The 26326-nt window shown below is 41.3% G+C and carries 20 protein-coding genes; 14 read left to right on the top strand and 6 right to left on the bottom strand.

Going from position 1 to position 26326, the window contains the following annotated elements; all coding sequences use genetic code 11:
* The first annotated feature begins 341 nt into the window (after positions 1 to 341).
* The 8 genes from BUB77_RS14565 to BUB77_RS14525 all read left to right on the top strand — a co-directional run bounded on the left by BUB77_RS14565 (position 342) and on the right by BUB77_RS14525 (position 9959).
* A complete protein-coding gene (locus tag BUB77_RS14565; RefSeq protein ID WP_073277175.1) occupies positions 342 to 1505 on the top strand; it encodes a trans-sulfuration enzyme family protein in 1164 nt (387 codons plus the stop codon).
* Between the two features lie 36 nt (positions 1506 to 1541).
* Positions 1542 to 2453, top strand: coding sequence for a PLP-dependent cysteine synthase family protein (locus BUB77_RS14560; RefSeq protein ID WP_073277173.1), 912 nt, complete (start codon positions 1542 to 1544; stop codon positions 2451 to 2453).
* A gap of 641 nt (positions 2454 to 3094) precedes the next feature.
* Positions 3095 to 4585: a peptide ABC transporter substrate-binding protein gene (locus BUB77_RS14550; protein WP_170866657.1), complete on the top strand. Its 1491-nt coding sequence runs from the start codon at positions 3095 to 3097 to the stop codon at positions 4583 to 4585.
* Between the two features lie 74 nt (positions 4586 to 4659).
* Complete coding sequence (locus tag BUB77_RS14545; protein ID WP_073277167.1) at positions 4660 to 5598, top strand: ABC transporter permease; 939 nt, start codon at positions 4660 to 4662, stop codon at positions 5596 to 5598.
* Positions 5599 to 5651: 53 nt separating this feature from the next.
* Positions 5652 to 6668 (top strand): ABC transporter permease, encoded by a 1017-nt coding sequence (locus tag BUB77_RS14540; RefSeq protein ID WP_207650841.1) that lies wholly within the window; start codon positions 5652 to 5654, stop codon positions 6666 to 6668.
* 92 nt (positions 6669 to 6760) lie between these two features.
* Positions 6761 to 7816, top strand: a complete 1056-nt coding sequence (locus BUB77_RS14535) for an ABC transporter ATP-binding protein (protein WP_073277165.1) — start codon at positions 6761 to 6763, stop codon at positions 7814 to 7816.
* On the top strand, positions 7800 to 8702 hold the full coding sequence (locus tag BUB77_RS14530) for an ABC transporter ATP-binding protein (RefSeq protein ID WP_073277163.1): 903 nt from the start codon (positions 7800 to 7802) through the stop codon (positions 8700 to 8702). The genes BUB77_RS14535 and BUB77_RS14530 overlap by 17 nt, the downstream gene beginning before the upstream one ends.
* Positions 8703 to 8750: 48 nt before the next feature.
* Positions 8751 to 9959 (top strand): M20 family metallopeptidase, encoded by a 1209-nt coding sequence (locus BUB77_RS14525; RefSeq protein WP_073277161.1) that lies wholly within the window; start codon positions 8751 to 8753, stop codon positions 9957 to 9959.
* Between the two features lie 139 nt (positions 9960 to 10098).
* Here BUB77_RS14525 and BUB77_RS14520 read toward each other — a convergent pair whose 3' ends face one another.
* Complete coding sequence (locus BUB77_RS14520) at positions 10099 to 11457, bottom strand: MATE family efflux transporter (RefSeq protein WP_242962517.1); 1359 nt, start codon at positions 11455 to 11457, stop codon at positions 10099 to 10101.
* Positions 11458 to 12497: 1040 nt separating this feature from the next.
* On the opposite strand from BUB77_RS14520, the gene BUB77_RS14515 reads away from it, so the two are divergent.
* Positions 12498 to 14450, top strand: coding sequence for a glycosyl hydrolase family 18 protein (locus tag BUB77_RS14515; RefSeq protein WP_073277157.1), 1953 nt, complete (start codon positions 12498 to 12500; stop codon positions 14448 to 14450).
* A gap of 27 nt (positions 14451 to 14477) precedes the next feature.
* Positions 14478 to 16133 carry a chitinase gene (locus BUB77_RS14510; protein WP_073277155.1) on the top strand — a complete coding sequence of 552 codons (1656 nt, stop codon included), beginning with the start codon at positions 14478 to 14480 and terminating at the stop codon, positions 16131 to 16133.
* A 134-nt stretch (positions 16134 to 16267) separates the two neighbouring features.
* Here the strand turns inward: BUB77_RS14510 and BUB77_RS14505 are convergent, their stop codons facing one another.
* From BUB77_RS14505 to BUB77_RS14480, 5 genes are all read right to left on the bottom strand, one after another.
* Complete coding sequence (locus BUB77_RS14505) at positions 16268 to 18088, bottom strand: trypsin-like peptidase domain-containing protein (RefSeq protein WP_073277153.1); 1821 nt, start codon at positions 18086 to 18088, stop codon at positions 16268 to 16270.
* Positions 18089 to 18221: 133 nt separating this feature from the next.
* The gene (locus BUB77_RS14500; RefSeq protein WP_073277151.1) at positions 18222 to 18404 is read right to left on the bottom strand and encodes a hypothetical protein; all 183 of its coding nucleotides are present in this window, start codon (positions 18402 to 18404) and stop codon (positions 18222 to 18224) included.
* Between the two features lie 59 nt (positions 18405 to 18463).
* Entirely contained in the window at positions 18464 to 18781 is a 318-nt protein-coding gene (locus BUB77_RS14495; RefSeq protein ID WP_073277149.1) for a hypothetical protein, read from the bottom strand.
* A 16-nt stretch (positions 18782 to 18797) separates the two neighbouring features.
* Positions 18798 to 19844 (bottom strand): calcium/proton exchanger, encoded by a 1047-nt coding sequence (cax, locus tag BUB77_RS14490; RefSeq protein WP_073277147.1) that lies wholly within the window; start codon positions 19842 to 19844, stop codon positions 18798 to 18800.
* A 481-nt stretch (positions 19845 to 20325) separates the two neighbouring features.
* Complete coding sequence (locus BUB77_RS14480) at positions 20326 to 21342, bottom strand: LacI family DNA-binding transcriptional regulator (RefSeq protein WP_073277143.1); 1017 nt, start codon at positions 21340 to 21342, stop codon at positions 20326 to 20328.
* Positions 21343 to 21503: 161 nt separating this feature from the next.
* Here BUB77_RS14480 and BUB77_RS14475 point away from each other — a divergent pair, with 161 nt between their 5' ends.
* The 4 genes from BUB77_RS14475 to BUB77_RS14460 all read left to right on the top strand — a co-directional run bounded on the left by BUB77_RS14475 (position 21504) and on the right by BUB77_RS14460 (position 26228).
* Positions 21504 to 22904, top strand: a complete 1401-nt coding sequence (locus BUB77_RS14475; protein ID WP_073277141.1) for an L-fucose/L-arabinose isomerase family protein — start codon at positions 21504 to 21506, stop codon at positions 22902 to 22904.
* A 124-nt stretch (positions 22905 to 23028) separates the two neighbouring features.
* On the top strand, positions 23029 to 23847 hold the full coding sequence (locus BUB77_RS14470; RefSeq protein WP_073277139.1) for a transketolase: 819 nt from the start codon (positions 23029 to 23031) through the stop codon (positions 23845 to 23847).
* Positions 23844 to 24773, top strand: a complete 930-nt coding sequence (locus BUB77_RS14465) for a transketolase family protein (protein WP_073277137.1) — start codon at positions 23844 to 23846, stop codon at positions 24771 to 24773. The genes BUB77_RS14470 and BUB77_RS14465 overlap by 4 nt, the downstream gene beginning before the upstream one ends.
* A 3-nt stretch (positions 24774 to 24776) precedes the next feature.
* The gene (locus tag BUB77_RS14460; RefSeq protein WP_073277135.1) at positions 24777 to 26228 is read left to right on the top strand and encodes an FGGY-family carbohydrate kinase; all 1452 of its coding nucleotides are present in this window, start codon (positions 24777 to 24779) and stop codon (positions 26226 to 26228) included.
* The last annotated feature ends 98 nt before the right edge of the window (positions 26229 to 26326 follow it).

Here is a 26326-nt window from a genome sequence, read left to right as displayed (position 1 = left end):
TCTTTTTCATGCCCAAAAACAGTATAACGGGCTTTGAAGGGCAGCTTACGGTTTTTATCAATGGAACAAAACTTGAAGCGTGGACAACAAATATACCTTTATTTGGGAGAAGGGAACATTAATACTACCATGGCAGCAAATAGCATGAAAGCATATAGAGATATAAATAAAAACTATAGCTGGTTATAAATAAAAGATTGACACCTAAAAATATTATGATATAATAAAAACATATAATTCATATATGAAAGGTATGATTTATAGGCAAGCATTTAAGCCTGGTTGCCTATTATATTATATAAATAGGAAGCAAACTATAGTACAATCTTACGGAGGAAATTATGAAAAAGAGTTACAGTGACATATCAACAGCATTAATTCATGGAGGAATATCTGGAGATGAGAGAACAGGTGCGGTCAATATTCCGATTTACCAAACATCTACTTATGAACAAATCAGTTTGGGAAAACATACAGGATATGAATATTCAAGAACCGGTAATCCGACAAGAGAAGCGTTAGAAGTGTTAATTGCTGAATTAGAAGGAGGAAAGGCAGGCTTTGCATTTGCATCCGGGATGGCTGCAATCACTGCAGTTTTATCATTATTTCATTCAGGTGATAAAATTATTATTTCAAGTAATGTATATGGAGGAACATTCCGTGTATTGGAAAAGATTTTTAAAAACTTTGGTATTCAGTATTCCATTGAAGATACAACGGATATCAGTGCCCTGGAAAAGAGTATAACAACGGAGGTTAAGGCTCTTTATATTGAAAGTCCGGCAAATCCGCTAATGACAGTAACCGATTTAAAAGCTATTGCTGATTTGACAAAGAAGCATCATATATTATCCATTGTAGACAATACATTTATGACCCCTTATTTACAGAGACCAATAGAATTAGGGATTGATATTGTTTTACATAGTGCTACCAAATATTTAGGTGGGCATAGTGATTTGATAGCTGGGTTGGTAGTTGTCAATAGTAAGGAATTGGCAGAACAGATGGCATTTATACAAAATGCGACAGGCGGTATTTTACAACCCTTTGATTCGTTCCTTTTAATACGTGGTATAAAGACATTGAGCGTTCGTCTTGACAGACATGTAGAAAATGCTGTTAAGATTGCTAATCATCTGCTGCACCATTTGGGAGTAGAAAGAGTTTATTATCCGGGACTAAAAGAATTTCCAGGATATGAAACGAATAAGAAACAGGCAAGAAATGGCGGAGCTATGTTATCTTTTGAATTAAAAGACAACTATGATATCAAGCTGTTTTTTAAAAATCTTAAATTGGTAGCTCTGGCAGAAAGTCTTGGAGGTGTCGAGTCACTTGTATGCCATCCTGCCAGTATGACACATGCTTCTATTCCTTATGAAATTCGCCAAAAAATAGGAATCACAGAAAGTTTGATTCGATTGTCCGCAGGAATAGAAAATGTAGATGAAATCATTGCAGATTTGGAGGGGGCCATTAAGGCAGCAAGGATAGACTGACCTCTTGTGAATTAAGAAAATAGAAAGGAATAAAAAATGAAGTATTATCATTCCATGCAAGACTTAATTGGAAATACTCCGTTAGTAAAATTGTCATATATTAATAGCAAAGAAAATGTGAATTTATTTGCTAAGCTTGAACTTTATAATCCAAGTGGAAGCGTGAAAGACAGAATTGGGAAATATATGATAGAGGATGCTGAAAAAAAGGGAAGGCTAATGGCTGGTGATACGATTATTGAAGCTACGGCTGGAAATACAGGATTGGGTGTTGCTTTTGCTGCCTTAAATAAAGGATATCATATTATTTTTGTTGTACCTACAAAATTTTCAGTAGAAAAACAAGCACTAATGAAGGCTATGGGTGCCGAAATTATTAATACTCCCCGTGAAGAAGGAATGCTTGGCGCAGTTTCAAAGGCGGAGAAATTAAAGACGGAAATCCCTCATTCCATTTCGTTAGAGCAATTTAAAAATGCCAGTAATCCTCAGGCTCACTATGATCACACAGGGCCGGAAATCTATAGGGCATTGGAGGGACAAATTGATTATGTGATTCTTGGTGCCGGAAGCGGAGGAACATATACAGGAGTTTTAAAATACCTGAAAGAACAAAACCCTGAGATTAAAGGTATTTTGGCTGACCCAATAGGATCTACTATGGGCGGCGGCGAGCATGCTGATTATAATATTGAAGGGATTGGAAATGACTTTATTGCGGACACAATGGATATGAGATTAGTAGATGAAGTAATTAAGGTTTCAGATGATGAAGCCTTTTATATGGCAAGAGTACTGGCAAAAAAGGAGGGAATCATAGCTGGAACTTCTTCAGGAGCGGCGCTTGCAGCTTCATTAAAACTGATTGATAAGATTACGCTGGGAAATGTGGTTACATTATTTCCAGACAGGGGAGACCGTTATTTTAGCACTAACTTATTCCTATAGTCATTTCTAGTATCGGAGAAGGAATAACAAATCTTATAAGGGCACAAAAAAAGTAAAGCAGAGGTGAATAATACAATATTATAACCTCTGTTTTATTATATAGAAGTATGCATAAAAATATAAAACATACTAAACATATTGACTTTGTATGAAATAAATGATATACTTCTGAAAATACTACAAGGAGAAGATTACATGAATAATATTTTTGGTAAAACATGTATTTTGCAAAGGCGCAACAATATGCTTTCTGTAAATTATTATTTTATGTTTAATAATGGATATGTAAATGCTTCATCAATTGGGAACACATATGATGAAAACAGTATATCTATTTCTGCTGCACTCGACCGATGTTGTGTAAAGCAAAGTGTATGATATTCATAGTTACATAACAAGAAGGAGAGAAGTTTATGAAAAGAAAAGTATATTCCGTAATAGTTGCTGCAGTTATAATCAGTACCCTATTTCTAAGTGCATGCTCTAAGAATGATAATAAGCAAACAACTACAAATTCTTCCGGTACACAGGGGGCAGCTGAAACGGCAGTATCTGAGAACACACCTACACCTGCAGAAACGAAGGCCGACTCCTCAAAAGATAAAGTATTAAATTGGGTGGCATCTGGTGAAGTTACTACCATGGATTCTGGAAAAAGCTATGATACAATAAGCTCTGAGCAGATAGATTTTCAGGCAGATCCACTTTATAGGATAAATGAAGAAAATAAAGCTGTACCAAATCTTGCAGTTGCTTTGCCAGAAGTAAGTAAAGATGGTCTAACAGTTACTGTTGAGATACGGGATAATGCAAAGTTTTCAAATGGCGAAAAAATTACGGCAGCTGACATTGTATATGCGGCACAAAGAGTTGTTGATCCGGCTACGGGTTCTCAAAGTGCAAATAACCTTTCATATATTAAAAATGCAACGGAAATTATTGCAGGAACTTTAAAATCGGAAGAACTGGGAGTGAAAGCTATATCAGATACAAAGCTTGAGTTTACCCTGGTAGCTCCTAATAGTTATATTAATACCACCCTGTCATCAACTTTACTTTCACCTGTAAGCAAAAAATTTGTAGAGAAACAAGGTAAAAATTACGGGCTAACTGCAGATGCACTGCTAGCAAGCGGCCCTTATGTATTGAAAGACTGGAATGGAACCGATATTTCCTGGAAATATGAAAAGAATCCGTACTACTGGGATGCAGATAATATTTATTTTGATAAAATTAATGTTCAGGTGGTAAAGGAAGTAGCGACTGGTGTAAATTTATATGAAGCGGGAGAACTAGACGGCACAAAAGTTACTGGCGAATACATATCATTATACAAAGGGAAGGAAGATCTCGTTTCGGTACAGACACTTCGGATGACGAATCTTGAGATGGGGATCAGCTCAAATAAATACCTTCAGAATGAAAAGTTAAGAAAAGCACTTTTATATGCTCTAAATAGAGAAGAACTTTCAACAGCAATATTAAATGGAGATGGAATTCCTTCCGTAGGTGTGATTCCAAATGGTATTGCAGTAAACCCGGATAATGGTAAGAGTATTGCTGATGATTTTGGGACACTTGTATATACAGATGTAAAAAAAGCACAGCAGTTATTTAAAGAAGCTTTGCAGGAGTTGGGAACTGACAGTATAACCCTCCGATTAGTTACAAGTGATACGGATGAAAACATAAAGATTGGGCAATATCTGCAAAGCGTATATGAAACCAATTTACCTGGGCTAAAGATAGATTTAGCGAATGTACCTGCCTCTGTACGGTTTGAAGAAATGATGAGCTACAAATTCGACTTAGCCCTTGGCGGGTGGACCGGTGATTTTGATCCTACATCCTATATAAAGCAGCATGAAGAAGGATATGAACACAATCATAGTCAATGGAAATCGAAAGAACTGAAAAATCTGGTAACAGCTTTGGAAACCACGGATGGAACTGACTTTTCTAAGAGATGGGAACATTTAAAAGAAGCAAACCAATATCTGGTAGACAAAGCGGTAGTTATTCCCATTGTACAAGCATCACAAAGTTATCTTATTAATCCAAAATTAAAGGGATATGTAACACATGTCTTAGGAACTCCAATTGATGTAACCCATGCTTATATAGAAGAATAAAGACGAGAAGAGAAGTACTATTTCGGGGCTATTCATGCTAATGATACAGCCCCGTTGTTATGGAAGGAGAAATTATGAAGCGGTGGATTCGCTTTATCGGACACAGGCTGTTATATATGGTAACAACATTATGGATTATTGTTACTATAACCTTTTTCCTAATGAATTTGCTGCCTGGAACACCATATAATAACAGAGATAAACTGACCCAAGCACAATTACAGGTAATGGATGTGAAGTATGGACTTAATGATCCTTTGTATAAAAGATACCTTACTTATATCAATAATATCCTTCATGGGGATTTCGGAATATCTCTGCAATTTTCAGACCAGAAAGTTACCACATTGCTTGGAAGCCGTATCGGTGTTTCGATTCAGCTGGGGCTACAGGCCGTTTTGCTTGGAACTCTTACGGGAATTCTGTTAGGAACTATAGCAGCAATGAAACATAATACATGGATTGATACCTTTTGTTCTTTATTTGCTATCATCGGACGCTCGGCTCCTAATTTTGTTGTTGCTGTAGTATTACAGTATATATTTGCAGTATCACTGGGACTTTTGCCTATTGGCTTATGGAAAAATAACTTTATCTCAAGTATATTGCCTACACTTGCATTGGCAATATCCCCCATGGCAGACACCTCCCGTTTTATACGAGCGGAAATGATAGAGGTGTTAAGCAGTGACTATATAGAATTAGCAAGAGCAAAAGGAATGAGTGAATTGCGTTTAGTGATGACGCATGGTCTTCGCAATGCATTAATTCCTATGGTAACCATTGTAGGACCTTTAACAGTGTCCTTAATTACAGGTTCTATGGTAATTGAAAATATTTTTGCAATACCAGGAATCGGGGAACAGTTTACAAAGTCGGTACTTTCTAATGATTATTCTACCATTATGGCGGTTACTATTTTATTCTCCACACTGCTTGTACTGGTGATTTTTTTAATGGATGCGATTTATCAGTTAATTGATCCACGAATTCGTATAGGGCAGAAAAATTAAATGATTCATTAGTGGCAAGTAATCGGAAGAAAGGATACTATGTGAAAATGTATATGAATATAGATCAGATACCCAGTGAACTCTTTCGGTTTAAAGCAGCAGGGAAAGAAGATAAAGAGGAAAAAATAAAGGCAGCCCCGACTTTTTTGCAGGATGCATGGAGAAGGCTGTGTAAGAATAAAGGGGCAGTATCATCTATGGCCCTGTTAGTCATAATCATTATTCTGGCTTTTTCTGCTCCGGTGCTGGCACCATATAATCCAAATAAGCAAAATGTACCTTATGCAAATCTTCCACCTAAAATACCGGGTATTTCCATTAATGGACTTAATGGAATGACAAAGTTACAAGGCCAATGGCTTGACAGCTATGCTTTGTCAAATGTACCTGATAATCAATATTATATCTTTGGAACAGATGAATTTGGAAGAGATTTGCTGTCCCGAGCTTTATATGGAACAAGGATTTCCCTGACGATTGCTTTTATCGCAGCAGTCTTGGATTTAACTATAGGCGTCATTTATGGGTTGACAAGTGCAATAAAAGGAGGAAAAACAGACAACATAATGCAAAGAATATTAGAAATATTGACAGGTATTCCGAATCTGGTGTTGGTTGTTCTGATGCTACTGATTTTTAAGCCTGGTATTCTGTCAATTATCCTCGCTTTGACCATATCATCATGGATTCCCATGGCACGAATTGTAAGAGGGCAAGCACTACGTCTTAAGAATCTGGAATATGTACAATCTGCCATTGTACTGGGGTCCTCACAGATACGTTATGCCATATCACACATACTTCCTAATATAGCTGGTATTGTAGTGGTAAGAGCAATGTTTTCTATTCCTTCTGCTATATTCTTTGAAACTTTTTTAAGCTTTATCGGAGTTGGTATGAAAATACCCAATGCATCTTTGGGGACATTGCTTAACAGTGGTTATAAAATGTTTCGTATACATCCATATCAGATGTGGATACCATCTGTTATTCTCTGTGTCATTATGTTGGCATTTAATCTGTTTGCAGATGGATTGCGTGATGCATTTGACCCGAAAATGAAGGAATAGTAAGAAGAAATTCAGGATGGAAAGGATGCCATAAAGCATTTAATAATTTGTGGAATATGGCCATACCATATGGTGTGTAAACAGGTAGAAGAATGTCAGATACACAGCTGGAAGTTAAAAATATATCTGTTTCCTTTTCTACACAGGCCGGTAAGGTACATGCGGTAAGGAATGTAAGTTTTTCACTGCATAAAGGAGAAACACTGGCTATTGTGGGGGAATCAGGGAGCGGTAAGACTGTAACATGCAGGGCAATTATGCGTTTGCTGTCAATGAATGCATCTATTGATGCTGGAGAAATTCTCTTAGAGGGAATGGATATTCTTAAGATAGGTGAACGTACTATGCGCCATATAAGAGGGAATGATATAGCAATGGTCTTTCAAGACCCTATGACTTCTTTGGATCCGACAATGAAAATTGGGCGGCAAATTGAAGAAGCTATAACGCTTCATAAAAAGGTAAGCCGAAGAGAAGCCAGAAACCGCATGCTTGAACTATTGCGGATGGTGGGGATAGAAGATTCAAAATGCCGAAGCAAACAATACCCTCATGAATTTTCGGGAGGTCAAAGGCAAAGAATTGTAATAGCTATGGTATTGGCTTGCAATCCCAAAGTGCTGATTGCTGACGAGCCTACAACAGCTCTGGATGTTACGATGCAGGCACAGATAATTGACTTGTTGAAAGCTTTACAGAAAAAAATTAATACCTCAATTATATTTATCACACATGATTTGGGTGTGGTTGCAAATGTGGCAGATCGTGTGGCAGTAATGTATGCAGGGAGAATAGTAGAAATTGGCCAGGCGGATGAAATATTTTATGATCCAAGACATCCTTATACTTGGGGATTGTTAAAATCAATGCCAACATTAGATATGAATACATCATCTTTATACACAATTCCCGGTTCCCCTCCTAATCTTTTGAAACCCTCTTCAGGAGATGCCTTTGCACCAAGAAATGAATATGCTATGGCTGTTGATGAGCTTTATGAACCGCCTTTGTTTCGAATTAGTAATACACATTATGCAGCCACTTGGCTTTTAGATGAAAGAGCCCCTGCAGTTAATCCTCCGGCAGCCTTAAGAGAGCGCAGAGAAGAATTTTTAAAAAGGAGCGGTCTTTATGAAGGAAATAAATAAAATACTTGAAGTGGAGGAACTTGTACATACATATGATAATGGAACGCAGCGAGTAAATGCAGTTGATGGAATTAGTTTTTATATTAAAAAAGGAGAAACTTTCGGACTGGTGGGAGAGTCAGGATGCGGTAAAACAACGATGGGGCGTATGATTGTAAAGCTACTGGATATAACATCAGGAACCATACGATATAAAGGAAAGAATATTACTGAAATTCATAATAAAAAAGAACAAATGCAATTCAGGCAGGAAGTACAAATAGTCTTTCAGGATCCTTATGCCTCACTGGATCCTCGAAAAAAGGTAAGAGATATTATTGCAGAAGGGTTAGATATTCATAATATGGTTAACTCAAAAAAGGAACGGAACGACAGAGTGAACCAATTATTACAGACTGTAGGTCTAAATATGGATTTTGCATCCAGATATCCACATGAATTCTCCGGCGGGCAGCGTCAGAGAATAGGAATAGCAAGGGCACTTGCTTTAAGCCCTCAACTTATTGTATGTGATGAACCCATATCAGCTTTGGATGTCTCAATCCAGGCTCAGGTGGTGAATCTTTTAAAAAAATTACAAAAGAATAATATGCTTACTTATCTGTTTATTGCTCATGATTTGTCCATGGTTAAATACATATCCGATCGTATTGGAGTGATGTATAAAGGTAAATTGGTGGAACTGGGAGAAGCTGATGAAATTTATAGAAACCCAATCCACCCATATACCAAAAGTCTTATTTCAGCTATTCCTCTTCCGGATCCCTATTCAGAGAGGGAAAGAAAAAGAGAAATCTTTATGCTGCATTCTGATAAAAAAAATCTTTTTTGGAGGGAAATAAAGACAGGGCATTTTGTTTATTGTGATGAAAAAGGAGATTTTTAAGAAAGAATATCAGCTTTTAAGCACTTTTGTAATAGAGAGGAAATTAATATGGATGAAAGAAAAAAAATAATAGATTTTATTGAAGAGAGAGGAGATACCTATAAAGAGATCGCAATTGATATACATAAGCATCCTGAAGTAAGCAACTATGAATTCTTTGCCTGCAAACGCCTTTCAGAACAACTTATTAAAGAAGGCTTTACTGTAAAAACAGATGTGGCAGGGCACAGAACAGGATTTACAGCAATATATCAGTCAAACAAACCGGGACCAATTTTTGTTTTTTTAGCTGAATATGATGCGTTGGAAGGGTTGGGACATGGCTGTGGGCATAACCTTTTTGGAGCAACTTCTCTATTAGCTGCGTCAGCGTTAAAGCAGGTTCTTGAAAAAACAGGTGGAGAAGTAAGAGTTTATGGAACTCCGGGAGAAGAAGGCGGAGAAAATGGCAGTGCAAAAGGGAGCTTTGTAAGAGAAGGGTTCTTTAATGATGTTGATGCTGCCCTTTGTGTACATCCTGGGGCAAATGAGCATAAATTAACAGGAAAATCTCTTGGATGTGCACCGGTGGATATTGAATTCTGGGGACGGGCAGCGCATGCAGCAGGAGCACCGGAAAAAGGGATTAATGCATTGGATGCTATTATTCAGGTCTATAATTCTATCAATGCGCTAAGACAGCATTTATCAAGGGATGTTCGGATTCATGGAGTTATTACCAAAGGAGGAGATGCTCCAAATATTGTACCTGATTATGCTAAGGCAAAGTTTTATTTTCGTGCAGCTACCGCACCGGTCTTAGAAGAAGTCTATCAGAAGGTTGAACGTATTGTTGAGGGAGCAGCTCTTGCTACTGGAGCAAAAGGTCGTATGCAGCCTTATCAGAACCGAGTGGAAAATACGATACCTACTCCATACTTTGATGAGATATATGAAAAAAATCTGAATCTGTTTGGGGAAGTTATTACACCTAGAAAGCAAAATGAACCAATGGGTTCTACAGATGTTGGAAATGTGTCTCAGATAATACCGGTAATACAACCAAGTATTGCGATTACAGATATTCCTGTTGCTGGTCATAGTGAGGAGATGAAAGCAGCTGCGTGTTCAGAAAAAGGGCTTGCATCTATCCTGTTAGGAGCAAAGGTGTTAAGTTTTACAGCTCTTGATTTATTAGAAAATAAAGAAGTATTAGAAAAAATCAAAAGAGAACATAAGGAATACTTAAATGAGCAATTAATATCAATAAATTCATGAAATGCTCTTTATAAACATCAAGCATGAAGGCTTATAAAATTCCTCTCTAATTTTTGTTATAAAGAAGAAGGGTGTTGCTTAATCACTTGATTTTCAGTGATTTTGCGACACCCTTTCTATCTTGATTCTTTCTATTTAATCATAAATCAGATTTCCATTTTACTTTAAAAATCAATATGGTTATCAGCAGGGCCGCCATGTAATTGGAGAAAAGATTCCCCCAGAATACGGAATAGTAGCCTAAGGCCTGTTCTGTTGCAAGTATGAAGAGATACCGCAGCAGCCATACCCGGAGGATACTTATGACCAGGGTTATCTTTGTCTTGCCGAGGCCGATAAAAGCCCCCTGTTCTACCATGCATACGCCAAAGCCCACCACGGAATAGGTATAGATATGTAATGCTCTGTTGGCAATGGCAAGTACCTCCGCTTCTCTGGTGAACAGCACCGTAATATGGGAGGAAAGGGGAACAATGACGGCAATCAGGATGATAGCGGTAATGGCACTGGTAATACAGCCCACCAGACAGGAAAACCTTGCTCTTTTACTCTGATTTGCTCCGATGTTCATGCTCACCATGGTAGTAACTGCAGAACCAAAGGAGGAGGGCAGTATAAAGCAGACGGAGGTGATATTATTTGCAATACCCTGCCCGTTCAGCACAATGGCACCGTATTTTTCAACCTCATTGTTTATTAAGAAGAAGCCCAGGTTAAGCATAAGGCTTGAGAGCATGGAAGGGAAACCGATGTGCAAAAGCTGCTTTATAATATTGCTGTCAAAATGGAAGCCTTTGAATTCCAGCCTGTCTCCGGTCTTTTTCAGGAAAAGCTCATAAAACATCCATAAGGTAATCAGAAAGTTGGAGGCCAGGGAGGCCATAACGGAGCCGATAAGTCCCAGGGGCAAGATGGCTACAAAGAGAGTGTTAAATACAATCTTAAGGATCAGCATGATAATCATCCGGATAAAGGAATCCTCCGGCTTGCCGCTTGCATTTTTAATTGCATTATAGATGGATTCCAGAAAAGAAAAGGGTATTACAAGGGCATTTAATGCCAGATATAAGAATACATTATGTGCAATTTCACTGTCCACATGAGAGGATATGGGAAAAGCAAGACCTACCAGGAGGGGAGCTAAGAGAAATCCCAATATAAAAGCAAATACCACCAATTGCACCGTTATCCGGCGGCTTCCCTTATAGTCGCCCCTTCCATTTGACTGGCCGATGATTGCCATTCCGGCAACACTAAGTCCCTGGGACAGGGCGGAAGTCATATTTACGATTGGGGTACAGTAGGTTACTGCACTGGCTGCATTGGTGCCTGCCAGGTTATTTAAGAATAATCCGTCAATAACGGGTATCAGGGACTGTACAATACCCATCATCAGAGAAGGAACGGACAGCATGAGGATAGTGGATAGAACATTTCCGCGTAATATCAGCTCACGGCGCTGTTCCAAATTTTGATTTAAAAACTTAAATTTCATCATTTATCACCTTATTTTTTATTACGGAGACTAAAGTGACCGTGCAAAAAGCCATTATACGCCTTTTAAAAAGGAAGGTCAAGTGTACAGCCGTCATGTCCATAGCAACAGCTGTCATTTCCATGTCAAACGCATAAAGGAAGTTTATGGAACCGGACGATGACCAAGGGGGTTGTTTTGGAGTTTTGTTACGCGAGAACCCTTATTCCACTAAAGCGGCAGAAAACGTGACTGGCAGGTAAATCAGCGCCAAACTCGCTGTGACAAATTTGGCTGTGTAAGGTATCAAGCTCAAACAGTGGCACTGTTTTACCTAGTCACGTTTCCTGCCGCTTAAGTGTCATAAGGAACCTCTTGAGACAAAACTCCAAAACAACCCCCTTGGTCATCTGTTCCTATCCATTATTTGGTCTCATACGTTTGCCATGCTGTCTAAAAACAGCGTCTAAAATCAGCCGTCGTGCCAAAAAAGAAAACATTTCTTAATTAATAAACAAAATATGCCAATAAATCAATAAAAATAACAAATATATACAATTACTTGTTGGAAGAATTATACTATAATGGAACCAATTAAAAGATACTTCTTTGTTGCTTTCTTGGACCGGCAGCAGTTATTATACTTCTTAACCTTGTTGATAAGACAGATCCTTAAGAGAGAATGGTACATATAAAAGGACTCTCAGTTAATGGATATATGGTTAATTATTATGGGATACTTGGCTGCAGGTTTTCTTTATTTCCTGCCCGTAAAGATTCTTTTTGCTTTCAATTTCAGTCAAATTTCATCCTAAGGTTAATTTATCATAACAATGTCGAAAAAAACAGAATAACATAGAATATTGATGAAATAAAATATTTTTTGGGATATCTGAAATACTGCTGTAATTATCTTTTAGAAGTAAAGGGGGAGTATATTCCTATCGGCTTACGTGACAGTAAATAACAACCAATACCTGGATGAAGGAAGGGGGAGAATTGGTCCTTATCCGGAGGTTATCAGCTGCCATGTTGAGTATATATTATAAGAAAGGGGTTAATTTATGAAACAAATCAAAAAAATGATAGGGGTATTATTGGCACTTGCCTTATTGGTAACAATGATACCTGCCGGCGCAGATACTGCGAAGGCTGCTTCGGGGAAAAACATTGTTGTTTATTTCCCGAACTGGGGGATCTATAACAGTGCCCACCGCTCAATAACCGTAGGCATGATGCCCTGGGATAAGATTACGGTTATCAACCATGCCTTTTTTGAGGTGGATTCTTCCTTTAAACTGGCATCCACAGATACCTTTGCTGACTTTGACAAAATGATGGATCATTCCGAGGGATGGGATACCAATCAGTTAAGGGGACATTTCGGAGAGTATAAGTACTATAAGAATCTCTATCCGAATGTGAAAATAATCATATCTGTTGGAGGATGGACAAGGGGCCAGAATTTCCATGCAATGGCTGCCACCTCTTCCAGCAGGGCTGTATTTATCCAGAGTGTAATTGATTTTCTGAAAAAATATCCCTTTATTGACGGAATTGATCTGGACTGGGAATATCCCGGTGTTAACAGGGCAGCAGACCCGAATGACCAGTATGACAAAGGATGCCCGGGGGGACCGGAGGATAAGCAGAATTTCACTTCATTGCTGCGTGAAATCCGCCAGGCATATAATAATAATGGGTTAAGCGGCAAGCTGCTGACAATAGCAGCTCCTTCCGGCTATGACAAGCTGGAATTGCAGGAACCGAATGTTTATGCCCAGTATCTGGACTGGTTAAATGTTATGACTTACGATATGCACGGAGCATGGGAAACGACAACGAACCACCAGTCTCCCATCTATGCAAATCCCAATGATCCTTCCGGCACTTCTCCCATTGATATTAAGAACAGGTATAATACGGATTCTGCCATGAAGACTTTGCAGCAGGTCTATAAGATTCCTGCTGAGAAGCTGTATGTGGGAACACCCTATTATTCCAGAGGCTGGAAGGGTGTTACGGGCGGAGTAAACGGAATGTATGGAAATGCTACAGGAGCAGCAACAGGCTCCTGGGACAATCCTCAGTCACCGGGAGGACAGTATCCCTATTTCACCTTAAAGACCATGGAGAACCAGAATGGCTATATAAAATACAGGGATGATACTACCAAGACTCCATGGCTGTATAATGCATCCCAGGGAATTGTTCTAAGCTATGAGGATACCACTTCCTTAAGTGCCAGATGTGATTATATTAACAGCAATGGATATGGCGGTTTGATTGTTTGGGAAATCTCAGGCGATACCAGTAATTATGAAATGACAAGCCTTGCTTTCCAAAAGCTGATTGGAAGTAACGTCCAGACAGCGGCAGCACCGGTATTCAGTCCGGCAGGGGGAACTTACGCCAGCGCTCAGACTGTAACAATTTCCAGTGCTACCTCAGGGGCTGAAATCCGTTATACAACAGACGGTACGGAGCCTGCTGCTTCCTCTCCTTTGTATTCTTCCCCTCTTACGGTAAGTGCAACAACTACTGTAAAAGCAAAAGCCTTTAAGAGCGGTATGAACAGCTCGGCAACAGTGACGGCTGATTATACCATAGGAACTGCCCAGACAGTGGCAGCACCGGTATTCAACCCGGCAGCCGGTACCTATACCAGTGCTCAGACAGTAGCTATCAGCTGCGCAACGTCAGGAGCAGAAATTCATTATACCACCGACGGCTCAGAGCCTGCTGCTTCATCCCCTCTGTATTCGTCAGCTCTTACGGTAAGTGCTACAACTACCATAAAGGCTAAGGCCTTCAAGAGCGGCATGACCAGTTCAGCTACCATTACCCAGAGCTATACCATAAATTCCGGACAGACAGCAGCATGGGCACCGGGTACTGCTTATAAAGTAGGAGATCTTGTAACCTATGAGGGAAAAACCTATAAATGCATCCAGGCACATACTGCTTTGGAAGGATGGACACCCGCTGCCGTACCGGCTTTATGGAATTTAGTGTAATAGGCAGCTTCTATAGGAGGAGAGAATATGAATAGAAAAAAGCTGATAAAAACAACTGCTGTTATCATCATGTTTGTTATGGTCTTTACCCTGTCATCCCATGCCGCCGTAAAAGCAGCCTATCCAGCCTGGCAGGCAGGAACTGCCTATAAGGTAGGTGACATTGTTTCCTATGGAGACAGTAACTATCAATGCATCCAGGCGCATACGGCGCTTACCGGCTGGGAACCGCCGATCGTACCTGCCCTTTGGTCCTTATATAACGGCGGGACGCCCCAGACAGCAGCAACACCGGTATTTAGTCCTGGGGGAGGGACCTATACAACGGCCCAGAATGTTACAATTACCTGCTCCACTGCCGGGAGTACGATACGCTATACCTTAAACGGCAGTGAACCTACGGCTTCCTCGGCAGCCTATACAGGAGCTATTGCTATCTCATCCACTACCACAGTAAAGGCCAAGGCATTTCTTTCCGGTATGAATGATTCCCAGACCGCTGCTGCCACTTATACCATTAATAAGAGTGATACAACAGCAGCTCCGGCTTTTTCACCGGCTGGCGGAACCTATTACGGAAATGTGGATGTAACCCTTACCTGTGCAACAGGTAATGCAACAATCCGCTACACAACCGATGGAACCACTCCCGGAGCAGCCTCCAAGGTATACACCGGAGCCATTGCAGTGACAGCTGCAACTACGATCAAGGCTTATGCAACTGCTTCCAATTTGAAGGACTCAGCAGTAGTGAGCAGTGCCTATACCATTTCAAAGAATCAGACAGGGCTTCCTGCTCACATTCTGACCGGTTACTGGCAGAACTTTGATAATGGTGCAAAGTGCCTTAAGCTCAGCGATGTTCCCCAGACCTACAATATTATTGCTGTAGCCTTTGCAGAAGCAACAGCCAATGCAGGGGAGGTAACCTTTAGACTGGATTCCAGCCTTGCTTCCAAGCTGGGAGGCTATACGGAACAGCAGTTTATCAATGATATTGCAGCGGCAAAAACAAAGGGACAGAAGGTTATAATCTCTGTAGGTGGTGAAACAGGATCCATCAGTGTAAATAGTGAAGCCTCCGCTGCGAATTTTGCCAACAGTGTATATTCATTAATGACAAAATACGGATTTGACGGTGTGGACATTGATCTGGAAAATGGAATCAATGCTGCCTATATGACCTCCGCCTTACGCCAGCTTTCTTCAAAAGCAGGCTCAGGTCTGATTATTACCATGGCTCCCCAGACTCTTGACATGCAGTCAGTTGGTTCAGGCTATTTCCAGGTTGCCTTGAATATCAAGGATATTTTGACCGTTGTAAATACCCAGTACTATAACTCCGGCACTATGCTGGGACAGGATGGCAAGGTATATGCCCAGGGCTCTGTGGACTTCCTGACAGCTCTGGCAGCTATCCAATTGGAAAACGGCCTTCGTCCTGACCAGGTTGGTCTTGGACTGCCTGCATCTACGAGGGCAGCCGGAGGCGGCTATGTTGCTCCAAGTGTTGTGAATTCGGCTCTGGATTGCCTTACAAAGGGTACTGGGGGCGGCTCCTATAAACCGCCCAGAACATATCCTGCACTGCGTGGTGCAATGACCTGGTCCATTAATTGGGATGCCACCAACAATTATGATTTTGCCAATACTGTCAGTGCGAAATTAAATACCCTTCCTTAAAGAAACAGGAAATAGAGAAAGGAAGAAAAGGCAGTAAAAGCGAAGTAAACTAAAAGAAGCTGTTGCCGTACGCTCTTTACAGGGGAAAACCTGTATAGAGATAGTACACAACAGCTTCTTTCATCATTTTATCATTATTTTAATTTGTATTGATTGTAAAAGATAAAATAAGGCAATGGAACATAGATTTTACCTGGCATGGTACATACCTGTATATAATAGGTACCGGCTGGCAGGTCGGCGAAAATATTTAAAAATCCGTCACTATCGTCATCTGTATAATCGTACAGTATAGCCTTATTATTGGAATCTGCAATAATAAGATGCATATTTTTAAGGTCCGTAGGATATTCGGTGGTCGTAGCGGCCATAACGCCGATACGGGAATACTTATCAAGGGTTATCCGGTAAGAATCCGTTCCAATGGAATCGGCGGAAGGATCGATAGTTCCTGTGACATAGTAGCCGTCAGGCAGGTCCTGAGCAGTAGCGATGCTTTTACTTTTTGAAGTATCTTCGTTAATGGTTATTTTGGAATAATCCGTATCACTGTCTTCAGTGAGGCTGCTGACGGGAACCGGATCCAATGTGCTTATGCGGTATAACTGAGTGATATTGAGAGCAAAATTTAGATTTTGTCCCTCGGAGTATTGCATTGTATTAATGCCGATTACTTCACCGAATGCATTCAGGAGAGGTCCTCCGCTGTTACCGGTAGAGAGTGCGGTATCTGTCTGTATGTAATCAACGTCCTCTGCTATTCGGGAGGCATTTGATATAATGCCTTTGCTGAAAGTATTTTCAAGACCCATGGGGCTTCCGATAGCATAGGCAGTATCTCCTGCCTTCGGAGCAAATTTACTGATAGTAAGAGGTGTTCCAACACCTGGCAGGCTTAAAAGGGCCATATCCAAATCTTCATCATAACCAAGGATTGTTTTAACGGTATATTCCTTTCCATCTTTAAGCTCTACCGATACAATGGAAGCACCCTTGATAACATGGTAATTTGTAGCAATTACTCCCTTATCAATAAAGAAGCCGGTACCAATTCCGATATCAGTGGTTATCTGCACAACGGAAGGTGAGCATTTTTCAGCAATCTTGGTGGCCTCAGGAGCTGTTGCCGATGCGCGGGAATCTGTTCCCACTGTAACCTGGAAGGTTGCTTTATCCGTTCCGGTCTTCGTTTTTACGGTTACGGTAGTGGTGCCTTTTTTCTTAGGGATAAGATAGAGCTTTAAACTGTCTTCATCATCTGCCCAGTCGCCCCATTTACAGGAAACAACATTTTCATTGGCAACATCATAAAGTACGGTATCATCCTGTGTAGAGTTCTTCAGGGTAACAGTCACATAGCTTTCCTGGTTCAAGGTAATGGCAGCTGCACTGGAGGAAATTCTGGACACCTTCTTTATTACGGTTACCCTGCAGGTATATGTATTATGTTTGCCGCTGGCGGTTACAGTGGCAGTTCCAACAGACTTGGCTGTAACCAGTCCCTTGCTGCTTACGGCAGCGACCTTGGGATTTGAGCTCTTCCAGGTCAGTGAGCCAACTGCTCCTTTTACTGTTAGATTTGCAGTATCTCCATTTGAAAGCTTTAAAGCTGACTGGTTAATGGAGGGTTTTTTTACTGTAATGCTGCAGGTATATTTTTTTCCGCTGACAGAGGCCGTTATGGCAGCATGTCCGGCTTTAAGCCCGGTAACGACTCCTTTGCCTGATACCTTTGCAACTTTAGGTGAGCTGCTTGTCCAGCTTATCTTTGAAGTGGTTCCGGCAATTTTTAATGTCATTGTATTTCCTGTATACAATGTAGCTTTTGTAGTATTCAATTTTACGGTGGCTGCCTGTACCTGACTGATAACCGGTGTATAAGGGATTGCGACCGGCGACAGGGCAAGGGAGGCAGCAGTTATTAGCGCAAGGGCTGCTTTTTTGATCTGTTTCATTATGTACTCCTTCATAGGTGTAGGAATTAAGAACGACTTCATTATACGATATCTGCTATAAGGGGGCAAGTAAAATCTGTGCTATGGCAGGAGCAGATGCCGGCTTCCTGCCATAGCATTTGGATGCAAAAGCTCAGGTGTCTGTTTCCTTATCCCTGCTGGAACCGGATGGTTTATCAATATCCGGGATATCACCGTCGCCATATTCCGTATTAAAGTCATAATCGAGGTTGATTTTATCAAGGGTGCTGTCCTTTGCAGTGCCATCCTTTTGACTGTTTGTATGAGTCTGAATTTTACTTTTTTCAATATTCATAATAAATACTCCTTTCAGTTCTACTTAGCATATACAAAGAACTGAAAAATATACGGTATTTATTTGTTCTGCTGAATGTATTCTAAAATAGTGTTAAAGCTGTGTGACATCGATTGAAAGGCTGATTCGGAAAGGATTTGCCGGCGGCCCGCATATTCACAGAGGAAACTTGTGAAGGCTACAAAGCGGATGTACTGTTTTAGCAGATGGAATTCCTCCGAATCCAGATAGCCCTTAACAATATCAAAATTAAAACTGGTTATGGTATGAACGACATCAGGAGAGGTTGTATCCAGCAGCTCAGTCAGTTCATCAAGCCTGTTCTCTGAAAAAAGCTCTTTAAAATCTGTATTAAGATTGTGCATTTCATCTGTCATATTTTTAAAATCCTTTCTATCCGATTATAAAAAATCCCGCTGCTGCTATGATGTAGATAGATATTAGCTTCAGCCCTTCCATCCAGTTGGACCTTCCGGATTTTACGATCTGGTTGGCGATAAGTACACTGGAGAAAAGTAAGAACAGCTCTACGGGCTTTAAAACAATACTCATTGGTGTAAAGAACAAGCTGATAAGAACGGAGATGGGAATTACAAACAAAGCAATCTGAAGGCTGGAGCCGACGGCAATTTCTATTGCAATATCCATCTTATTTTTAAGGGCCATGATAACGGCAGTACTGTGTTCTGCTGCATTTCCTACGATAGGAATAAGGATAATACCCACAAACATCTGTGATATTCCGGCAGAGGAGGTCATGGGCTTAATGGTATCAACTAAAAGTTCCGATTCGTAGGCAATCAGAACAGTGCAGGCTGCAAGGATTACGATACTTAATTTCAGACTCCATTTGGAATCGATATCCTCCGCATGCTCCACTCCATATAGGTCATTTTGCGTCTTAAAGGAATATATCATACCAAGGATATAAATAATGAGCATGATAACACTGGTTATGATACTTAAATTTTCATAATCGGAGGAGACAAGCTTTTCGGATACATGATATGTAAACACAGCGGGTATGGAAAGTCCGATTACAGCAAAGAGCAGCATGGTGGCAGTAAAGCTTCCAAGCTGGGAATCATATTTTAGTTCCTTGTGTTTTAACCCCCCTGCGAAAATACTGCAGCCAAGGACTAAAAGAATATTCCCTAGTATGGAGCCTACAAGAGAGGCCTTTACCACTTCATATAAACCGGCTCTTATGGCAAAAAAACTGATAATCAGTTCTGTAGCGTTTCCAAAGGTCGCATTGAGGAAGCCACCGAGTTTTGGACCTGTGTAGACAGCTATTTCCTCTGTGGCACTGCCTAAAAATCCTGCTAAAGGTACAATAGAAAAGCATACCAGGAAAAAAGTGAGTGTCGAGTTCCATTTCAGATAATAACCAGCAATGGAAAAAGGAATGCATAGTAATAGAAATTTTAAATATTTCATATTTTATCATCCTACCGCAGACAGCTGCAGTATTGCCGTAATAACAGGAGCGAAGATTATGTGGCATCCTTTCTGATATTTTTTTCTTTGCCCGCTGTATTGGTATCTACAGGAAATACCAATTTACAATGATTATACTCCTGTGCTTTCAAAAAATCAATGAGACAGTAAGCAGGGTGCACGGCAAACGCATGAAGGATAATTATGTAAGCTTCCGATGAGTTTGGCTTACATTTAAGAATTTTCCTGTTCAGGGTTCTAAAATCTACTAAACCGGCAGCGGTTGTTCCTGGCAGCAGAAAGGATACCAAACTCGCTGGAATACGCTCAAACAATGGTATCCTTTCTGCTAGGAACAACTGCTGCCAGTTAAGTGTCATTAAGAACCCTTCAATGGAAAATTCTTAAATGTAAGCCAAACTCATCTGGTTAATTACAATTAATTCCTTCATGCGTTTGCCGTGAAGCAGGGTGTAGTTCTTTAAACGGATTTCCGCTTCACTAAATTTGTTAAAATTTCAATCTTAACAGGAGTAAATTCTTTGGCACCGATTATAGATACAAGTCTTTGAACTGCCATTTCACCCATGTATTGCTTGGGAACATTTATACTGGTTAAACTAGGCTCAATATAAGTGCAGACCGGCATATTATCAAAGCCGATAACAGAAATATCGCCGGGGATTTTATAGCCGCGCTCCCGAAAGGCTTTTATTGCACCGGCAGCGATTAAGTCGTTATCTGCAAAATAGCAGCCTGCAATTTCCTCTCCCTGGTCCAGCAGAGCCAGCATATCGGCATAGGCACCTTCCACGGAAGGGGACAGCAGGTGTACGATTGACTTTGAAGTGGACATGCCATTGGCACGGACTGCCTTATAAAAGCCGTCGGCACGCTCGCTGAAGTTATTAATAAGGTAGGAGGAGTGCAAGTATCCGGGCTGGGATTTGCATTTTGAAATCAGGTAGTTTGCCGCCTGATAAGAACCCTGGACATTGTTGATCAATACACAGTCCTTTGTTATCGTTTCAAAATAGTTGTCAAGCAGTATCAGCGGAAGCGTCAATTTGGAAAAGGGTCTGAAATCTTCTTCTTTCATTTCTGTGCCCAGCAGAACAATACCTTTGCAGCCTTGATTCAGAATCTGGGTCAAATGACTCTCTATATCATCACCCTCGTATAAATAATAGACATTCAGATAATACTTTGCCCGTTTGCACCCGCAGTCAATTCCTTCTGAAAGCTGGGAGAAAAAGGGGGTGTCAGAAACTACCGCACCATGCTTACGGTAAATAATAAAGTATATAGTGCCGTTGGTGCTTGGGAGGGCAGTGTTATCTTCATTTATTCGGGTAAAATCATAACCGTGCTGCTTTGCTGCTTCCGTGACCATTTTTCTGGTCTTTGTGCTGACACCTGGTTTATTGTTAAGTGCCATTGAGATAGCAGCTTCAGATAAATTCAGTAATTTAGCAAGCTCTTTCGCTGTAATTGACATAATGATATACACCTTTCAGTAGGTATTTCTTTACTGTTAAGTATAGGAGATTAAGTGAATTAAGTCAACGATTGAGGGCATAAAAACTTAATAGTTTATTGAAATTAAGTATAATTCACTTAATAATAGTAATATCAAATATAACTTTGAGGTGAAAAAATATGAAGAATATCGTTTTGGGATTTGCACCAACAAGAAGAAGTATATTTTCAGCACCGGATGCAGTGAAATATGCAGATTTGACCAGAAGTAAATTAAAAGAGCTGGGTGTTTCTTTTGTAGACATTAATGATATTGCGGAAGACGGACTGCTGCACGATGAAAATGACAGAATTAAAATTGCCGCTAAATTTAAGGAAAAGAAGGTTGACGGATTATTTTTCCCCCATGGAAATTTCGGAACAGAATATGAAGTGGCCCGTTTGGCGAAGGAGCTTGGTGTGCCTGTGCTTTTATGGGGACCCCGAGATGAGAGGCCGGACGAAAATGGTATCAGACTTCGTGACAGCCAGTGCGGATTGTTTGCAACGGGAAAAGTTCTGCGCCGCTTTCAGGTACCGTTTACATATTTGACCAACTGCCGGCTGGAGGATTCGGAATTTGAACGGGGTATCCGGAATTTCCTCGCGGTTTGTAATGTAGTGAAAGCCTTTCGCAATACCAGGATACTTCAGATTGGGCCCAGACCCTATGATTTCTGGTCGACCATGTGCAATGAAGGAGAACTGCTGGAAAGATTCAATATCCAGTTGGCGCCCATTCCGATTCCCGAGTTAACGATAGAGGTAAAAAGGGCAAAGGAAGAAAAAGCGGAAGTGAGCAAGGTAATGGCATATTGCAGGGAGAACTTCCAAGTAGCTGTAAAGGACGAGGAATTGGAAAGTATTGCGGCATTAAAAGTGGCAATGAGGAAGCTTGCTGACCAGTATGGATGCAATGCCATTGCAATCCAATGCTGGAATGCCCTGCAGGGAGAATTGGGAATCATGCCCTGCGCAGCAAACAGTTTATTAAATGAAGAAGGTCTTCCGGTCGTATGTGAAACGGATATCCATGGGGCGGTTACGGCAATTATGTGCGAAGCAGCTGGGATGGATCAGGCCCGCACCTTCTTTGCGGACTGGACCGTAAGGCATCCGGACAATGAAAACGGAGAATTGCTGCAGCATTGCGGTCCCTGGCCCATTTCCTGTGCTTCCTGCAAGCCTAAGATAGGATATCCCCTGGCCTTTCGTCATCCGGGGGCAGTGGAAGCTGAGGCAAAGCATGGTGAAATGACACTGTGCAGATTTGACGGTGATAACGGAGAATACTCCTTATTGCTTGGAAATGCAAAGGGAATCCCCGGTCCCTATACAAAGGGGACCTATGTATGGGTTGAAGTGAAAAACCTGAAAAAGCTGGAGGCTAAAATTGTGGAAGGCCCATACATCCATCACTGTGTAGGTATTCACAGGGATGTGGTGCCGGTGCTTTATGAAGCCTGTAAATATATAGGCATCAGTCCTGATTTATACGATGACAACGAAGAAGAGGTAAAAGCATATATCCGCGGCGAATAATTCACATCAGGTTTCCGGGGAATTTAATCATTTACCTTCAGTTGGTTTGTGTCAGCGCTGCGCACACAAACCTGTAATAGAGATTCATCAGTGAATCTGCCAGACAGCGCAGAAAGAGGTATATATGGACAGTCTCACAAAAAAATCATACGAACTGAGGCGTGATATCATTGAAATGATCTACAATTCAAAAGCGGGCCATGTTGGAGGAGATTTAAGCGTAATTGATATCCTGACTGTTCTTTATTATAAAGTTTTGAATACTTCACCGGACAGCAGGAAGGACCCGGACCGTGACCGCTTTATCATGAGCAAGGGTCATTGTACGGACGCTTTATATGCGGTGTTAGGGGACAGGGGATATTTTGACAAACAGGAAGCAATCAAGACCTTCAGTGCTTTTAACTCAAGATTTATCGGGCACCCCAATACCGATGTGCCGGGAATTGAGATGAATTCAGGCTCCCTTGGGCACGGAATAGCCCTTGGTGTCGGAATGGCCCTTGCAGCCAAGCTGGATGGCCGCTCCTACCGTACTTATGTGGTCCTTGGAGACGGAGAGATGGCAGAAGGTTCTAATTATGAGGCAATGATGGCAGCCAGCCATTATAAGCTTGATAACCTTTGTGCCACCGTGGATTTGAACGGGCTGCAGATAAGCGGACTGACGAAAGAAGTATTAAGCAGTGATGATCTTGGTGAAAAGTTCAGAGCGTTTGGCTGGAATGTAATAGATGTACAGGATGGCAACAGCTGTCCGGGACTACTGGACGGCTACAAGCTTGCAGCTGAATTTAAAGGAAAACCAAGCGTTGTCATTGCACATACGGTAAAAGGAAAAGGTGTATCCTTTATGGAAAATAAAAAAGGCTGGCACCATGGTGTCTTGACGGAGGAACAGTATACGCAGGCAGTAAAAGAGTTAGAGGAGGTGTTACTGTGAATAAAATAGCCAACAGACAGGTGATTTGTGATGTATTAACAGAAGCTGCGAAGAAGGATAAGGACATTTTGGTAGTATGTTCGGATTCCAGAGGCTCCGCTGCTTTAACGCCCTTTGCAGACCAGTATCCGGAGCAGTTTATCGAGCTTGGAATTGCGGAGCAGAACCTGGTTACCGTATCAGCGGGACTTGCCTCCTGCGGGAAGAAGGTATTTGCTGCCTCTCCTGCCAGTTTTTTATCTACAAGGAGCTATGAACAGGCAAAGGTGGATGTTGCTTATTCGGGTACAAATGTAACACTGATTGGTATTAGCGGTGGAGTCAGCTATGGGGCTCTTGGTATGACGCACCATTCCTGCCAGGACATTGCATCCATGGCTTCTCTGCCGGGAATGAGAGTATATCTGCCAAGTGACCGCTTTCAGACGGCCAGGCTCATAGAAGCCCTCTTAAAGGATGAAAAGCCTGCCTATGTACGTGTCAGCCGTTCCGCTACGGAGGATGTATACGAAGAGCATATGGAGTTTACACTGGATAAAGCAAATATCATTTCCGAGGGAAAAGATGCTGTCATTATAGCCTGCGGAGAGATGGTGCCCTATGCTGTGGAAGCACAAAAAAAGCTTACGGAAAAAGGCTTAAGTGTTGGTGTTATCGATATGTACTGCATCAAACCCATAGACCAGGAAGCTATTATAAAAGCGGCGAAAAATGCAAAACATGTTGTAACGGTGGAGGAGCATGCGCCCCATGGAGGGCTTGGAAGTATTACAGCGCAGATTGTATCTGCAAACTGCCCCGGAAAGGTAATTAACCTTTCCCTGCCGGACGGTCATATCATTGGGGGAACGAATAAGGAAATCTTTCAATATTATGGGCTTGACAGTGAGGGAATCGCAAAAGCCATCGAGAAGGAAATGGAGTAATACATGAAGTATATACTAAGCATCGACCAGAGTACGCAGGCAACAAAGGCGGTCCTCCTTGATGAAAAAGGAAAAATTACAGGGCGGGCAGATTGCAGCCATGAACAGATTATTAACGAGAAGGGCTGGGTATCCCACAATCAGGAAGAAATCTATCAAAATCTGCAAAAGGCAGTAAAAGCTGTGGTGGAAGCCTCCGGCATTGCAAAGAGTGATTTGCAGGCAGTCGGAATCAGCAATCAGAGAGAAACCGTGGCCGCCTGGGATAAGAACGGCAAGGCCATTGGTCATGCTGTAGTATGGCAATGCAAAAGGGCGGAGGAAATTGCGGAAAGGCTCAAAGAGAAAGCAGAAGAAATCTGCAAAAAGACAGGACTTCCCTTATCCCCGTACTTTTCAGCCTCTAAAATGACATGGCTGATCGAGAATGAAATCAGGGAAGAGGAGTACCACCTGGGAACAATGGATAGCTGGCTGCTGTATAAGCTTACAGCTGGAAAAAGCTTTAAAACGGATTATACCAATGCCTCCAGGACACAATTATTAAATCTGCATACCCTTAAGTGGGACGAAGAGCTGTGCGGGATGTTTGGAATTCCATTAAAAGCCCTGCCGGAAATCTGCGATAGCAATTCCTGCTTTGGATATACGGATTTTGAGGGCTATTTGAACGAAAAAATACCCATTTATGCAGTCCTTGGGGATTCCCATGGGGCCTTATTCGGACAGGGATGCCATACAAAGGGAATGGTTAAGACCACATATGGAACAGGCTCGTCCATTATGATGAATATTGGCGGAGAGCCTTTGGAAACCAGTTCCGGATTGGCTGTTTCCCTGGCATGGCGCATTGATGGAAAGGCAGAATATGTGTTAGAGGGAAATATCAATTATACCGGTGCTGTAGTTACCTGGCTGCAGAATGACATGCATATGATTGAGAACCCAAAAGAACTGGAAGAGCAGCTTAAGACGGCAAACAAGGAAGACTCGACCATACTGGTCCCTGCCTTTACGGGATTATCGGCTCCTTACTGGAGAGGGGATGCCAAGGCCCTGTTATATGGAATGACCCGCTCCACAGGAAGGGCTGAAGTCATAAAAGCATCCGTTGAAAGCATTGCATACCAGATTACCGATGTTCTAAAGGTCATGGAACTGGCAAGTAATACAGAAATCAAAGAGCTGCGGGTGGACGGCGGGCCAACCCGGAATAAATATTTGATGCAGTTTCAAAGTGATCTGGCGGATACGACTGTTTGCGTGGCAAGCAGTGAGGAATTATCGGCAATCGGAGCCGGTTATATGGCAGGAATTGCTGTGGGATTATATAATAAGGAAGAAGTGTTTCAGAATTTATCCTATCAGAGTTACAAGCCTGAAATGTCCTCCCGGGATAGGGGTATGAAGTATGAGGCATGGAAAAAGGCTGTGGCAATTGTATTGAATGAGTAGCGAAGAATAATCTCAAAAAGAGGCAGCTGCAAATAACTTAGCTTATAGAGGGAGCAATTTGATTTTACTGTAATATACCGTTTGAATGATATGTTACC

The organism is Anaerocolumna jejuensis DSM 15929 (assembly GCF_900142215.1).
GTDB classification, from domain to species: domain Bacteria; phylum Bacillota; class Clostridia; order Lachnospirales; family Lachnospiraceae; genus Anaerocolumna; species Anaerocolumna jejuensis.
Note: the sequence above shows the minus strand (reverse complement) of the source record. Positions and strands in the feature narration are given on the sequence as shown.